Annotated in this window: 13 protein-coding genes; 7 read left to right on the top strand and 6 right to left on the bottom strand. The window is 63.9% G+C overall.

Going from position 1 to position 14,146, the window contains the following annotated elements; all coding sequences use genetic code 11:
- The first annotated feature begins 53 nt into the window (after positions 1-53).
- The 6 genes from JI744_RS03800 to JI744_RS03775 all read left to right on the top strand — a co-directional run bounded on the left by JI744_RS03800 (position 54) and on the right by JI744_RS03775 (position 6,211).
- Positions 54-1,061, top strand: coding sequence for an ABC transporter permease (locus JI744_RS03800; protein WP_202658375.1), 1,008 nt, complete (start codon positions 54-56; stop codon positions 1,059-1,061).
- Positions 1,054-1,971, top strand: coding sequence for an ABC transporter permease (locus tag JI744_RS03795; RefSeq protein ID WP_202658374.1), 918 nt, complete (start codon positions 1,054-1,056; stop codon positions 1,969-1,971). Before JI744_RS03800 ends, JI744_RS03795 begins: the two co-directional genes overlap by 8 nt.
- A gap of 101 nt (positions 1,972-2,072) precedes the next feature.
- Positions 2,073-2,753: a type 1 glutamine amidotransferase gene (locus JI744_RS03790; protein WP_202658373.1), complete on the top strand. Its 681-nt coding sequence runs from the start codon at positions 2,073-2,075 to the stop codon at positions 2,751-2,753.
- Between the two features lie 36 nt (positions 2,754-2,789).
- On the top strand, positions 2,790-4,145 hold the full coding sequence (locus JI744_RS03785; RefSeq protein WP_202658372.1) for a glutamine synthetase family protein: 1,356 nt from the start codon (positions 2,790-2,792) through the stop codon (positions 4,143-4,145).
- Positions 4,146-4,148: 3 nt separating this feature from the next.
- Positions 4,149-5,450, top strand: a complete 1,302-nt coding sequence (locus JI744_RS03780; RefSeq protein ID WP_202658371.1) for an NAD(P)/FAD-dependent oxidoreductase — start codon at positions 4,149-4,151, stop codon at positions 5,448-5,450.
- Positions 5,450-6,211: a nitrilase-related carbon-nitrogen hydrolase gene (locus JI744_RS03775; RefSeq protein WP_236019242.1), complete on the top strand. Its 762-nt coding sequence runs from the start codon at positions 5,450-5,452 to the stop codon at positions 6,209-6,211. Before JI744_RS03780 ends, JI744_RS03775 begins: the two co-directional genes overlap by 1 nt.
- On the opposite strand, the gene JI744_RS03770 is transcribed toward JI744_RS03775, so the two are convergent.
- The 4 genes from JI744_RS03770 to JI744_RS03755 form a co-directional block, all read right to left on the bottom strand.
- Complete coding sequence (locus JI744_RS03770) at positions 6,208-7,650, bottom strand: calcium-binding protein (protein WP_202658369.1); 1,443 nt, start codon at positions 7,648-7,650, stop codon at positions 6,208-6,210. The genes JI744_RS03775 and JI744_RS03770 overlap by 4 nt on opposite strands.
- 114 nt (positions 7,651-7,764) lie before the next feature.
- A complete protein-coding gene (locus tag JI744_RS19055; protein WP_236019241.1) occupies positions 7,765-9,012 on the bottom strand; it encodes a DUF2793 domain-containing protein in 1,248 nt (415 codons plus the stop codon).
- 123 nt (positions 9,013-9,135) lie between these two features.
- A complete protein-coding gene (locus JI744_RS03760) occupies positions 9,136-9,741 on the bottom strand; it encodes a LysE/ArgO family amino acid transporter (protein ID WP_202658368.1) in 606 nt (201 codons plus the stop codon).
- Entirely contained in the window at positions 9,734-10,123 is a 390-nt protein-coding gene (locus JI744_RS03755) for an ACT domain-containing protein (RefSeq protein ID WP_202658367.1), read from the bottom strand. Before JI744_RS03755 ends, JI744_RS03760 begins: the two co-directional genes overlap by 8 nt.
- A gap of 88 nt (positions 10,124-10,211) precedes the next feature.
- Between JI744_RS03755 and JI744_RS03750 the strand changes: the two genes are divergently transcribed.
- Positions 10,212-11,087 (top strand): LysR family transcriptional regulator ArgP, encoded by an 876-nt coding sequence (locus JI744_RS03750; protein WP_202658366.1) that lies wholly within the window; start codon positions 10,212-10,214, stop codon positions 11,085-11,087.
- 268 nt (positions 11,088-11,355) lie between these two features.
- Here the strand turns inward: JI744_RS03750 and JI744_RS03745 are convergent, their stop codons facing one another.
- Both JI744_RS03745 and JI744_RS03740 read right to left on the bottom strand, forming a co-directional pair.
- A complete protein-coding gene (locus JI744_RS03745) occupies positions 11,356-12,096 on the bottom strand; it encodes a YebC/PmpR family DNA-binding transcriptional regulator (protein ID WP_202658365.1) in 741 nt (246 codons plus the stop codon).
- Positions 12,097-12,293: 197 nt separating this feature from the next.
- Positions 12,294-14,078, bottom strand: a complete 1,785-nt coding sequence (locus tag JI744_RS03740) for an SLC13 family permease (RefSeq protein WP_202658364.1) — start codon at positions 14,076-14,078, stop codon at positions 12,294-12,296.
- Positions 14,079-14,146 lie beyond the last annotated feature (68 nt).

Below are 14,146 nucleotides of genomic sequence, written 5' to 3'. Positions count from 1 at the left end.
GGCGGAGATTCCGCCGCGCCATTTCCTTGGCCCTATCCGCGACAGGCAGGCATATGCTGACCTACACGCTCCGGCGATTGCTGACCGCGATCCCGACACTTTTGCTGATTTCGCTGGTGATTTTCCTGCTGGTCGATCTGGCGCCCGGCAGCCCGCTGTCGGAAATTCCGTTGACCGTTCCGCCCGAAGTTCGCCAGAAGATGATGGCCGCCATGGGCGCCGATCAGCCGGTGATGGTGCGCTATGTGCTGTGGCTGAAACAGTTTTTCTGGATAGAGCCGCAATATCTGATCGACTATTGGTTCGGCACCGATTTCGCGCAGGGCGCGCAGAGGATTATCTCGTGGCAATCCAAAGCCCCGGCCTTCCAGATCATCGGCGAGCGTTTGCCCCAAACGCTGACCGTGGTCGGCACCGCCTATTTCATCGGCATTCTGATCGCGCTGCCCATCGGCATCTATTCGGCCTTTCGCCAGTATAGCTGGTTCGATCAGGCGGGCACCTTTTTCGCCATGGCCGGGTTCTCGGTGCCGACGTTTTTCACCGGCAACGTGCTGATCATGATTTTCGCGGTGAAACTGGGCTGGTTTCCGACGATCTATGACACGCAGTTGCGCGTGACCGACTGGGCCAGTTTCTACAAGATGATCATGCAAATGGCCCTGCCCGTGACTGTACTGGCCCTGTTCAACGCAGCCGAGATCAGCCGCTATACAAGGTCTTCGGTGCTTGAAAACCTGAACCAGGATTATGTGCGAACCGCACGCGCCAAGGGCATGGGCGAGGCGACCGTGTTGCTGAAGCATGTTCTGCGCAACAGCCTGATCCCGGTGGTCACCGTGATCGCGCTGGGGATGCCCACCGTGTTCGGAGGGGCAATCGTGACTGAAAACATCTTCAAGATCAACGGCATCGGCGCGGCCCTGATCGGGGCTATCCATGTCAGCGACCTGCCCTTGATCCAGACCATCACCTTCATTTTTGCCGTGCTGATCGTGCTGTTCAACCTGATCGCCGATATCCTCTATGGCATCCTAGACCCCCGGATCCGCTATGACTGAGCTGAAACTTCAACGGCCGCGCAGCCAGTGGGCCGATGTCTGGGCGCAGTTCCGCCACCACAAGGGCGCGATGGCCGCGCTGGTGCTTTTGGTCGTGCTGATGACCTTTGTGCTGATCGGGCCGCTGGTCTGGCGGATCGACCCCAATTTCATCGAGCCGAATACGGCGAAGATGTTCAAGCTGCGCAACCTTGGGCCAAGCTGGGCACACCCTTTGGGCACCGATCAGTTGGGCCGCGACATGCTGGCGCGGATGATGTTCGGGGGCCGCATTTCACTGGCGGTGGGCGCGGTGGCGATGATGGTCGCCCTGTTCATCGGCACCACCATCGGGGTGTTGGCGGGCTATTTCCGGCGTTTGGATAGCTGGCTGATGCGGCTGACCGACCTGTTTCTGGCCCTGCCCCTCTTGCCGCTCCTGCTGGTGATGATGTTTTTGTTCCGCGATGCGATTGCGGGCGTGCTGGGGCCGCGTCTTGGCACCTTCATCCTGATTGTGACCGCGATTGGCGTGACAAGCTGGATGCAGGCCGCCCGCGTGGTGCGCGGCGAGGTGCTGGCGCTGAAGGAACGGGAATTCGTGCTGGCCGCGAAATCGATCGGCACGCCCGCAAGCCGCATCATCCTGCGCCATATCCTGACCAATGTGCTGTCGCCGGTGCTGGTGGCGGCAACCTTGGGGATTGCAGCCGCGATCATCACGGAATCAGTGCTGTCCTTCCTGGGCCTGGGCTTTCCGCCCGATTTTCCAACCTGGGGGCGGTTGTTGTTTGATGGCATCGATTCCATTCGCACCTATCCGCAGCGCATCATCTGGCCCGGTGTGGCCATTTCGCTGACCGTGCTGGCGGTGAACTATATCGGCGACGGGTTGCGCGATGCGCTGGACCCGCGGGTCCGGGGTCGCTAAGGGCCGGGAGCTCTGATTTGATCAAATTTCCGACGTTCCCCCCTTGACGGACCCGGGGGGCGGCGGGTTAGGCTTGACCACCCAAACCTCGTGGATCTTCCATGCTGATCGGCATCTTGCAAACGGGTCTTGCGCCCGACGCCCTGTCGCCCGAACTGGGGGATTACCCCGACATGTTCGCGCGTCTGCTGGATGGCCACGGTTTTTCCTTCCGCACCTACAAAGTGGTGGAGGGAGAGTTTCCGAAGGGCGTGGCAGATTGCGAAGGCTGGCTGATCACCGGGTCGCGCCACGGGGTTTACGAAGATCACGCCTTCATTCCCCCGCTGGAACAGTTCATCCGCGATGCCTTTGCCGCGCATGTGCCGGTGGTGGGAATCTGCTTTGGCCATCAGATCGTGGCGCAAGCCATGGGTGGCAAGGTGGAGCGATATGCCAGCGGTTGGGCGGTGGGGGCGACCGATTATGATTTTGCCGGCGAAAAGGTAACGCTGAACGCCTGGCACCGCGATCAGGTGGTTCAGGTGCCTGCCGGGGCCAAGGTGATTGCCAGCAACGACTTCTGCGCCAATGCGGCACTTTTGTACGATGACCGCGCGCTGACGGTGCAGGCCCATCCCGAATTCCGCCCCGAATTCGTCGATGGTCTGATGAAGACCCGGGGCAAAGGTCTGGTCCCCGACGAGGTGATGGCGGCCGCCGCAACCCGGCTGGCCGACCCCTTGCAGGACAAGACCATGGCGGGCCGTATCGCCGCCTTTTTCAAGGAACCCCGCGCCTGATGCGCGGGGCAAAACCCCAAAAACACAGTGTGACATATGTCCAAATGGACCGACAAGCTGCCAGAGGCGGCAAAGGACTACATCGGCAACCGCCGTGTGGATGAAGTGGAATGCGTGATCGGCGACATCGCCGGGGTGGCGCGGGGCAAGGCGATGCCTGCCGCGAAATTCGCCAAGCAGACCAATTACTTCCTGCCCAATTCGATTTTTTTGCAGACCATCACCGGCGAATGGGCCGACAACCCGTTTGATGCCTTTACCGAACCCGACATGATCCTTGAACCCGACTGGACGACGGCCACCGCCGCGCCCTGGACGGCGGATGTCACCTTGCAGGTCATCCATGACGCCAAGGACCAAGAGGGCAATCTGGTGCCCTTTTCGCCCCGCAACGTGCTGCGCCGGATCGTTGATCTTTACGCCGCACAAGGCTGGACCCCGGTGGTTGCGCCCGAGATGGAGTTTTTCCTGACCGCCCGCAACATCGACCCCAATCAGCCGGTCATTCCCCCCATGGGTCGGTCGGGCCGCCGGGCGGCGGGCAAACAGGCCTATAGCCTGTCGGCGGTCGATGAATACGGCAAGGTGATCGACGATATCTATGATTTCGCCGAGGCGCAGGGGCTGGAAATCGACGGCATCCTGCAAGAGGGCGGCGCAGGCCAGATTGAGCTGAACCTGGCCCATGGTGACCCGGTTCGGCTGGCCGATGATGTGTTTTTCTTCAAGCGCCTGATCCGTGAGGCAGCTTTGCGCCACGATTGTTTCGCCACCTTCATGGCCAAGCCGATTGCGGGCGAACCCGGCAGCGCGATGCACATCCACACCTCGGTCGTGGACAGCAAAACCGGCAGGAACATCTTTGCCGGGCTGAAGGGGGTCGAGACCGAAGCCTTCAACCACTTTATCGCCGGGATGCAGAACCATATGTCGGCGGCGATCGCCCTGATCGCGCCCTATGTGAACAGCTACCGCCGCTATGTCCCCGACTTTGCCGCCCCGATCAATCTGGAATGGGGCCGCGACAACCGCACCACGGGTCTGCGAGTGCCGATTTCCTCGCCCTCTGGCCGGCGGATCGAAAACCGCCTGCCGGGGATGGATTGCAACCCCTATCTCGGCATCGCCGCCACATTGGCCTGCGGCTATCTGGGGCTGATGGAGAAAAAGGCCGCGCGCCCGGAATTCATCGGCTCTGCCTATATCGACAGCGACGAAATCCCTGTGAACATGGGCGATGCGCTGGACCTGCTTGATGAGGATACGGCACTGAAAGAGGTGATGGGGCCGGGCTTCGTGGCTGTTTACAACTCGGTAAAGCGCAACGAATACAAAGAGTTCCTGCAAGTTATTTCCCCTTGGGAACGCGAACACCTGCTGTTGAACGTGTAAGCCATGAACCTGCTTCACGCAAATGATCGGACGGGGAAATACCCCCCGTCCTACTACGCCGCCACCCGCACCGACCTGCCCCCCTTCCCCGAGCTGCGCGGAGAGGTGAGAGCGGATGTCTGCATTGTCGGCGCGGGCTATACCGGCCTGTCGGCGGCCCTGCATCTGGCACAGCGCGGCTACGATGTGGTGGTGGTCGAGGCGCATCGCGTTGGCTTTGGTGCCTCTGGCCGCAACGGTGGGCAGGTCGGGTCGGGCCAGCGGCAAGATCAGGTCTGGCTGGAAAAGGCGGCGGGCAAGGAAAACGCCCATCGCCTGTGGGATATGGCCGAAGAGGCCAAGGCGCTGGTGCGCGGCCTGATCGACAGCCACGCCATGCCGGTAAAATGGCACCCCGGCGTGGGCCATGCCTGCTGGACCACCGGCGAGGTGACGCATACCCGCCATTACGCCGAAAAGCTGGCGCGCGATTATGGCTATACCCAGTTGGAACAACTGGACCGTGATGGTTTTCGCGCCGTCGTCGGCTCGCCCGCCTATCAGGGTGGCGAGGTGGATTGGGGCGCTGGTCATGTGCATCCGCTGAACTATGCCATCGGGTTGGCGCAGGCCGCAACGGCGGTGGGCGCGCGGATTTACGAGCGGTCCGAAGTGCATGAAGTTGTGCCCGGTGCCACCCCCATCGTGCGCAGCGGCCATGGCCGGGTCTTGGCCAAACAGGTGCTGCTGGCGGGCAATGGCTATCTTGGCAACCTGTCGCGCCCGGTGGCGGCGCGGGTGATGCCGATCAACAATTTCATCATCGCAACCGAGCCTTTGGGCGACAGGGCGGCGGCGGTTTTGTCAAAGCCCATCGCAGTTTGCGACACGAAGTTCGTGGTGAATTACTGGCGGTTGTCCGAAGATAACCGCCTGCTGTTCGGGGGCGGCGAAAGCTATGGCTACAAGTTCCCCGACATCATCAAGACCGTTCGCAAACCGATGCTGGAGGTTTATCCGCAACTGGCCGAGGCCCGCATCGACTATGCCTGGGGTGGCACACTGGCGATTACGGTGAACCGGATGCCCTGTTTCACACGGGCCGGGCTGAATGTGCTGTCCACCTCGGGCTATTCGGGGCATGGGGTGGCGATGGCCACGCTGGCGGGCAAGGTGATGGCAGAGGCTGCGGCAGGTACCGCCGAGCGGTTCGACCTGATGGCCAGCCTGCCGCAGCCACGCTTTCCCGGTGGGGTGGCGTTCCGCTGGCCGCTGTTGGCGATGGCGATGACGTGGTATTCGATGCGCGACCGGCTGGGGGTATGATGATGCGTTTGGCTTTGTGGCAGGCGCCTTCGCCCGCCGAGGATGTGGCAGGCGGTTTGGCCGGGTTGGGCCGTGCCCTTGCCGGAGCGGCGGCAGCGGGGGCCGAAGTGCTGGTCGGGCCGGAAAGTTTTCTGCCCGGCTATAATTCGGGTAATATCGCCCGGCTGGCGCAGCCGCGCGGCGGTGACTGGCATCAGGCGCTGGCCGATCTGGCGCGGCAGGCGGGGTGCGCTTTGGTTCTTGGCTACGGCGAACGTGACGGGGACCGGGTGTTCAACTCTGCCGTGGCCTTTGGCCCGGATGGGGCAGAGCTGGCGCATTACCGCAAGATCCAGCTTTATGGCCCCCGCGAAAAGGCGATTTACGCGCCCGGCGACCGCTATGCCACCTTTGCGCTGAAAGGGCGGGTGATGGGCCTGCTGATTTGCTATGATGTGGAGTTTGGTCCCCATGTCGCGGCCCTTGCCGCGCGCGGGGCGGATGCGGTGCTGGTGCCGACGGCGAACATGATGCCCTATACCCATGTGGCCGAGGCGACGGTGCCCGCCATGGCTGCCAACAATGCCGTGGGCATCGTCTATGCCAATTACTGCGGGGTTGAGGGTGATCTGACCTATGCGGGCGGGTCGGTTATCACCGGCCCGCATGGTGAGATTCTGGCCAAGGCCGGGCCGGGTGCGGCGCTGCTGATTGCCGATCTGCCGCCACGCGATGCTGCACGAATGTACAACATGGCAACAGACTATCGCCCCGCCACCTAAAACAGAAAATCGGCATCCGTCAGGCTCAGGGCAAGACCGGAGGAAGAGGCAATCTCCAACCGCTCCTCTCCATAGCTGATAACGGCCCCTGTGGCGGTTGCGGTGATGGTCAGCGACGCGGCAGAATAAATCCGGCCCCAATCAGATAGGTCAATGTGATCAAGGCCTTGTTGAAAGTCGTGAATGTAATCGACCTGCCCGTCACTGGCCATCACAAAGGTATCTGCCCCCGCCCCGCCGGTGATGTGATCGCTGCCCGCGCCATCATGCAGAAAGTCATCACCCGCGCCGCCAAACAGCGTATCGGCCCCGGCGCTGCCAATCAGCCGGTCGTCGGCACTGGTGCCGGTCAAGGTTCCTGCGCCCTGTATCAGCGGGCCAAGTGTCGAAAGGTCGATGCCATAGTGCAGGATGCGGTCGCCGCGTGCATCGGTGGCGAAGATGTTGGCCATGCCCTGATAGACCGCCACGCTGATGCCCGTCACAGCCGCCAGCCCCGGCCCCGTCTCCAACGGCACATTCAGCACCTTGGACAGCTCGCCCCCCGGCAGCACCTCGATCACCGACAGCCCGGCATCGGTGCCACCGGCCACGATGAACACCCGGCCCTGCGCGCTGAACTGGTCCAGCGCCGCGACATGGGCAAAGCGCGTGTCGCGGTCATCGACCAGATGATCGGTCTGGAACAGCACGCCTAAAGGGTTGATCCGCAGCGCCGTCAGCGAGGATGACCCGGTCGAGGCGACGATGGCAAAGGTCTGGCCGCCGACCTGCACCACCTCGGCCGCCACCGGACCGTTGATTGCCAGACCATCATACGGCCCCATGGCGTCGTTCAGCTCCAACCCGGTCGCGCCGACATGATAGACCGTCACGCCGTTTTCGGTGGGTGACAGGGCCAGCAGGAAATCGCTGGCGCCGACGGTCAGCTTCACCATATCGCTGACGGTATCGACGTGTGATTTCACCTCATCCTGAACCGAGCCGATCAGCGTCAGCGCCCCGCCGTCCGACAGGCCGAACATGCGCAACCCGGCGATACCCTTTTGCGACAGAACCGCAAGGTCGCCCCCGGCCCGCTCGATCACCTCCATCGCGATCACGCCGATCAGGGTGCCCTCGGTGGTGGTAGCGCCGGGGCTGCCAGAGAGTTTGCCATTCCCGTTCAGCGTGGTGGTGCGCAGCATGTCACCCATGGTGGTGAACAGGTATAGCCGCGCGGTGCCATTGGCATCCTGCACCGCAATGTCGCTGCCGGGTTGCAGGTCTGATCCGCTGCTGGCGGCCTGTGTCAGCGTCAGTTGGCCGGGCCGGCTGTCGGTTCGGCTGGCGAAGATCAGCCGCAGATAGCCGCCGGTCTGCACCACGCCCAAGCCATCGGCCACAAACGCCGTGCCCAGCGTGTCCGCCCCATAGGTGGTGATGGTTTGTAACTGCATGGCCGGGGTCCGGGATGATCCGGCCACCAGCCTGCCTGCGAAGGGTTAGCAAATCGCGCAGACCCCACGGCAAAACCACGGCATCTGCGCCAGATTTTCACGAAATTGTGCGCATCAGAACCAGCGACCCACCGCCAGCAGCCGCATGGTATCGGCGCGGCGGGCATCGGCCTTGTCGCGGGTGCTGAGGGTGGCGGCGGTGACGGTGGGCACCGCATCCAGCATGACGCAGGACAGCACAACCGCCTGCGCGGTGCCCGTGACGCTGGGCACGGCGATAAAGGCGGCGGGAAAGGTCCATGTCACCGCCGCCGTTGTCGAACCGGCCAGCGCATGGGTGCAGATCTGGGTGCCATCGGCATAGCGCACGAACTCTCCATTCGCGCCGGTGCCGCGCTGGATAACCGCGCCGGTGGGTACGCCAGCGGTCTGGCTAACGGTGCCAAGGATGTTGCCGGGGCGGTACAGCGTGGCGTCCAGTTGCTGCCAGCCCGCCCCAACCTTGAGCACACGGCCCGCCGTGGCATCGGTCGCACTGGAAACCACCGCCGTCCCCGTCAGCGGCAGGTCGATCTGGCAGGCGGCGGTGCCCAGCAGAACCCGCGCCACCCCTGCGGTGGCAAGGCCGATCTGGTCGGCCGCCGCGCGATAAGCCCCCGTTGTGGGCGAGGCGTCAAAGCCAATGCTGGGCGCGGCTGCCGTCCCGTTCGGCAGCCGCGCCCCCCCCGGCAACCGCACCCTGCCCGAGGTGCGGTCAGCCACAACAGCATCGAACCAGGCAGAGCCATCTGCCGAAACCTTGACAGTAAAGTCGTCGCTGCCCGCCAGCCCCATTTCGGCGCGCCCCGAAAAGCCGGTCTGATACAGCAGGCTGGCGGTATCCGCGGCGGCGTTCTTGTTCACCTTGACCTGATGGCCCGCGCCTGCATGGCTCAGCAGCGTTGCAGGCGATGAGACCGCCAGCCGGTTGGTGGCATCGGGCGTGGCGGACACGCCAAGCTGGGTCACGCTCAACGCCTGTTCGGCCTGCGAAACCCAGGCCGTGCCGGTCCAGGTGGCGGCGGTATTCTCGGCCACGATCCAGGCACGAAAACCGGGGTTCGGTATAACGAAGCGCCATGCCCCGTCTTGCCGCAGCGCAATGCGCCCCACCTGCCCCGCCCAATCGCCGGTGGCACCGGTGGCGACGATATAGCGGTCCGCCTCTGCCGGAGAGGCGGGCGGCGTGCCAAGGGTGCGGCTGGTGACGGCCAGATGCACCAGCGCATCCAGCAGCATCACCGCCTCGTTATGGGTGACGTGTTTTTGCGCCTGCGACGGCATGATCAGCGGCAGGGCAAGAATGGGTGTGTCGTCGGGCATCGGGAACCTCCGGCATGTGCTGAGGCCGGACGCTAGGCGCGCAGGGTTAATCTGGGGCAAGGCAGGCGCACGCTGCCCCGGTAGGGCACGCAACGCGGCGCGGCGGGGGGCAGCCCGCTAAGGTCAGCCCCCCAAGGCCAGCCCCAGCGCCAGCGCCCACATGGTCAGGCCGACCACCAGTTCCAGCACCACCCAGGCGCGCGGGCGGGCGAAGACCGGGGCCAGCAGCCGCGCGCAAAACCCAAGCGCCGAAAAGAACACCACCGACCCGCTGGCCGCCCCGATGCCAAAGGCCAGCTTGTGCGGGCTGTACTGCGCCGCAATCGACCCCAGCAGCACCACCGTATCCAGATAGACATGCGGGTTGGCCCAGGTCAGCGTCAGGCAGGTGGCCAGCACCCGGCCCAAGGGGGGCGAGGCACCGGGGGCAGGCATCAGCGCCTCGCCCCCCCGTGCCGCCGCCCGAAACCGCAGCGCGCCATAGACCAGCAGAAACGCCACCCCCGCCCAGCGCATCGCCGTGCCCAGCCAGGGCAGATGCGCCGAGGCAAGGCCGAACCCCGTCACCCCCGCCGCAATCAGCACCGCATCAGACAACGCGCAGACCGCCACCACGGCAAAGACATGTTCACCCCGGATGCCCTGACGCAGCACAAAGGCGTTCTGCGCCCCGATCGCCAGAATCAGGCTGAGAGAGACGAGAAAGCCAGAGACAGCCGCGTTACCCATTCGACAGCCCCCGCAGCAGGGTCATGGCGCGGTCGGCATCGGCGGCTGGCAGGAAGATATGGTCATGGTGAAACCCGGCGATGACATTGGCGCTGATCCCGCCCTGCGCCAGTACGCTGGCGAAGGCGGCGGTCAGACCCACCGCCTCCAACGACGACTGCACGGTCAGGGTGATCCGCGCCATCGGCCCGATGGGCGCAAGGCCCGCCGCCGAAAGCTGCGCCATCGGGGCGATCAGCGTCAGGCCCTCGTCTTCTGCAATGGTGGCAAAGCAGGGCAGCCCGCCCGGAGCCTCTGCCGCCACGGCAAAACCCCAGTCCAGCCCCCGCAATTCTGGCGCCATTCCGGCCAGCAGCCTTGTCAGATCCTTCTCGCCCGTCATCACGCACCCCCGTTTTGCCCTGACATAGCTTGTCGGCGCAGCGAAAGGCGACTTAATATGTCTTTCCTTGATTAAGGAAAACTAATCCATGCTGGACCCCAACCAACTGGCCGCCCTTGCCGCCGTGCATCGGCGCGGGTCGTTCGATCTGGCGGCGGCGGGGCTGGGGGTAACGGCCTCTGCCATCTCTCAGCGGATCAAGGCGCTGGAAGAGCAGACCGGCACGCTGCTGGTGCGGCGGGGGCAACCTTGCGTCGCCACCGCTGCCGGGCTGCGGCTGATCCGGCACCATGACGAGGTGGAGGTGCTGGAGCGCACCTTGCGGCAAGACCTGCCGCAACTGGGAACCGGGCCATTGACGCTGCGCATCGCGGTCAATGCCGACAGTCTGGCAACCTGGGTGCTGCCCGCGCTGGCCGAATGCGACGGGTTCCTGTTCGATCTGGTGATCGACGATCAGGATGTCAGCCAGGACTGGCTGCGGCGGGGAGAGGTTGTGGCGGCCATCACCGCCCATCCCACCGCCCCGCCCGGCTGCGACAGCCTGCCCCTTGGGGCGCTGCGCTATCTTGCCACCGCCTCGCCTGCCTATCTGGCGCGGTGGATGCCCGATGGGCCGACGGCAAAGGCGCTGGCCAAGGCCCCTGCCCTGACCTTTTCCGACAAGGACCGTTTGCAGGAACGCTGGGTCACGCGGCAGGTCAAGGGCGCACGGCAGGTGTTTCCAACCCACCGGCTGGCCAGTTCGCAAGGCTTTGTCGAGGCGTGCCTTTTGGGCCTTGGCTGGGCGCTGAACCCCGAGACGCTGGTGCGCCCGCATCTGGATACGGGCCGTCTGGCAGAGCTTGTGCCCGGCAGCGCGCTGGACGTGCCCTTGCACTGGCAGTTCACCCGGCTGGCCGCCCCGGCGCTGGCACCGCTGACCCGGGCGATCCGCGCCCATGCGGCGAAGGGGTTGGTTTAGCTGATCCGGTTTACCCTTGGCGCAACAAAGGGCGGTGCCCGACCGCGGGTGGGCGCGCGACGGTGCGATGCAGGCGCTTTATGGCACGTGACGGCCGAGCCAATATCTGACGGCGCAGAAGCGCCCGCCCGGGGGGCGGTCGGGCGCTGCCCGGGCCGCTGGCGCGGCTGTTCCGGTCAGGCACAATGTCAAGCGTCACCCGATCTGCGCCCCCAAACAAAACAAAAGGCCCCCGAAGGGGCCTTTGGAAACCGTGCCGTTGGCCGCTTTACAATTGCGCGGCCACATCCTCGGGCACGTCGAAATTATGGGTGACGGTCTGCACGTCATCATCTTCTTCCAAAAGGTCGATCAGGCGCATCAGCTTTTGCGCGGTGTCCAGATCCACCTCGGTCAGGGTCTGGGGCTTCCAGATCAGCTTGGCCTCGGTCGATTCGCCCAGCGCCTTTTCCAGCGCATCGGACACCGCCGACAGGTCTTCGATCTTGCAATAGACCCAATGACCTTCGTCATCCGATTCCACATCGTCCGCGCCAGCCTCCAGCGCGGCCATCATCACGTCATCGGCGCTGCCAACCGAGGCCGGATAGGAAATTTCGCCCAAGCGGTCAAAGCTGTGGGAAACCGATCCGGTCTGCCCCATGTTGCCGCCGCCCTTGGTGAAATAGCTGCGCACATTGCTGGCGGTGCGGTTCAGGTTATCGGTCAGCGCCTCGACGATGATGGCGATGCCGCCCGCGCCATAGCCCTCGTACCGGATTTCCACATAATCCGCCGCGTCGCCCATCTGCGATTTCTTGATGGCGCGTTCGATCACGTCCTTGGGCATCGACACGGCCTTGGCCGCCTTGACCGCAAGACGCAGGCGCGGGTTCTTGTCGGGGTCCGCGTCGCCCATCTTGGCCGCGACGGTGATTTCCTTCGACAGCTTTGAGAACATCTTGGAGCGGATGCCATCCTGCTTGCCCTTGCGGTGCTGGATGTTCGCCCATTTCGAATGGCCTGCCATGACCCCTGAACCCCTGATCTTCGGTGATGGCGTCCTCTACACCACGGGGCAAGGCGGCGGCAAGCCCTCTCCCCTCACCCCGGCCCTCTCCCCCAAGGGGAGAGGGAGAGGCGCCTCCCTGCCACCGGCGCACCATGGCCATTCGGGCGCATTCCCTCTCCCCTTGGGGGAGAGGGTCAGGGTGAGGGGCAGAGCGGTCAGGGATACAACGGCCAGATCAACGGGATCAGTGCCGAACACAGCAGCCAGGTGATGATGTTCAGCGGAATGCCGATCTTGGTAAAGTCGAGAAACTTGTACCCGCCCGGCCCGTAAACCATCATGTTGGTCTGATAGCCGACAGGCGTGCCAAAGGCCAAGGTGGCCGAAAACATCACCGCCACCACAAAAGGCCGCGGGTCCACGCCTAAGCCATGCGCCAGTTGAATGGCAATAGGGGTATAAATCACCGCCACGGCGTTGTTCGACAGGAATTCGGTCAGGATCAGCCCCAACAGATAGACCGCAAGGATCATCGCAAATGGTGACAACCCTTCCATCAACGGCTTGACCGCCGTCACGATCATGGCCACCGCGCCCGAACGGTCCAGCCCTTCGCCCACCGCCAGCATGGCAAAAATCATCGCCATCAAACGGCCATCGACGAAATCGAACGCCTCATCCGCATCAACGCAGCGCGCCAGCAAGATCACCACCACCCCGATGAAGGCCAGCACAAGAATGGGGGCCACATCCAGCGAGGACAGGATGACCACCATGGCCAGCACGCCAATCGCGATGGGGGCCTTGGCGCGGCGATAGGCGCGGGCCTTGGGGTGGCTGACATCGACCATCGCCATATCTTCGGCCAGCCGCTTGATATCTTCGGCCCGGCCTTCCAGCAGCAGGGTATCGCCGACCTGCACCTCCAGCTCGTCAAGCTGGCGCCCGATGTTCTGGCTGCGGCGGTGGGCCGCCAGCACATAAATGCCATAGCGGCGGCGCAGGCGCATCTCTCCCAGCGTCCGCCCGATCATGTGGCAACCGGGGGTGATCAGCACCTCCACCGTCTCGGTTTCCACCGAGGACAGCTTGTCGGCCATCCGCATGTCGGTGCGGCTTTGCATATCCAGAATCTCGGTCATCTCGGTGCGCAGAACCACGCGGTCGCCGCCTTGCAGCACCACGCCCTCCATCGCGCGGCGCAACGACAGATCGCCCCGCAACACGTCGATCACCCGCACGCCCGCGCGTTTGAACTGCGGCACCTCGTTCACCGGCTTGCCGACCAGCACCGAATCTTCGGGAATGGCCACTTCGGTGAAATACTTCATCCGCTTTCGGTCACCCAGCAACGAGGCCATCGACTGACGCACCGGCAACAGCCGGTTGCCGAACAGCGCCAGATAAAGGCCCCCCGCCAGCGTAACAGCCAGACCCAGCGGGGCCACCTCAAACAGGGTGAAATGCGCCAGCCCCTCTTTCTTCGCCACCCCATCGACCAGAATGTTGGTCGAGGTGCCGATCAGCGTCATCATGCCCCCCAGCACCGTCATGTGGCTAAGGGGAATCAACAGCTTTGACGGGGCCGTGCCGATCCGCGCCGCGATCTGGATGACAACCGGGATCATCACCGCCACCAAAGGCGTGTTGTTCATGAAGGCCGAAGCGATGGCGACAAAGGAAAACAGCACGGCAACCGTGGTGCGGGGCCGGTTGCCGGCATGGGCCTCGGCAATGCCGATCAGCATTTCAACCGCGCCGGTCCTGACCAGCCCGCCCATGATCAGGAACATCATGGCGATGGTCCATGGGGCAGAGTTTGACAGAACCTCGGTCGCGGCCTTGACCGGCAGGATGCCCACCATCATCATCAGCGCGGCACCGCCCATGGCGACCACTTCAACCGGGTAGGTTTCGCGCAGGAACAGGGTGAACATACCCGCCAGAATTGCCAGCGCGACGATGGTTTGCGTGGTCTGGCTCAGATCAAGTCCCAGCATGTCACCCCCCGGTCATTTCGCGGCATATAGGCGCGGGAGGGCGACAAAGGGAAGAAAATTCTACAAAA

The organism is Fuscibacter oryzae (assembly GCF_016765795.1).
GTDB classification, from domain to species: Bacteria; Pseudomonadota; Alphaproteobacteria; order Rhodobacterales; family Rhodobacteraceae; genus Fuscibacter; species Fuscibacter oryzae.
The sequence above is the reverse complement of the archived record's forward strand: the minus strand, read 5'-3'. Positions and strand labels throughout refer to the sequence as shown.

Bases quoted from the DNA above. Each gene is read 5' to 3' on its own strand.
- JI744_RS03750 (WP_202658366.1), top strand. From the start codon at position 10,212: ATGCTGGACCCCAACCAACTGGCCGCCCTTGCCGCCGTGCATCGGCGC.
- JI744_RS03775 (WP_236019242.1), top strand. From the start codon at position 5,450: ATGATGCGTTTGGCTTTGTGGCAGGCGCCTTCGCCCGCCGAGGATGTG.
- JI744_RS03745 (WP_202658365.1), bottom strand. From the start codon at position 12,096: ATGGCAGGCCATTCGAAATGGGCGAACATCCAGCACCGCAAGGGCAAG.
- JI744_RS03790 (WP_202658373.1), top strand. From the start codon at position 2,073: ATGCTGATCGGCATCTTGCAAACGGGTCTTGCGCCCGACGCCCTGTCG.
- JI744_RS03755 (WP_202658367.1), bottom strand. From the start codon at position 10,123: ATGACGGGCGAGAAGGATCTGACAAGGCTGCTGGCCGGAATGGCGCCA.
- JI744_RS03780 (WP_202658371.1), top strand. From the start codon at position 4,149: ATGAACCTGCTTCACGCAAATGATCGGACGGGGAAATACCCCCCGTCC.
- JI744_RS03760 (WP_202658368.1), bottom strand. From the start codon at position 9,741: ATGGGTAACGCGGCTGTCTCTGGCTTTCTCGTCTCTCTCAGCCTGATT.
- JI744_RS03770 (WP_202658369.1), bottom strand. From the start codon at position 7,650: ATGCAGTTACAAACCATCACCACCTATGGGGCGGACACGCTGGGCACG.
- JI744_RS03795 (WP_202658374.1), top strand. From the start codon at position 1,054: ATGACTGAGCTGAAACTTCAACGGCCGCGCAGCCAGTGGGCCGATGTC.
- JI744_RS19055 (WP_236019241.1), bottom strand. From the start codon at position 9,012: ATGCCCGACGACACACCCATTCTTGCCCTGCCGCTGATCATGCCGTCG.
- JI744_RS03785 (WP_202658372.1), top strand. From the start codon at position 2,790: ATGTCCAAATGGACCGACAAGCTGCCAGAGGCGGCAAAGGACTACATC.
- JI744_RS03740 (WP_202658364.1), bottom strand. From the start codon at position 14,078: ATGCTGGGACTTGATCTGAGCCAGACCACGCAAACCATCGTCGCGCTG.
- JI744_RS03800 (WP_202658375.1), top strand. From the start codon at position 54: ATGCTGACCTACACGCTCCGGCGATTGCTGACCGCGATCCCGACACTT.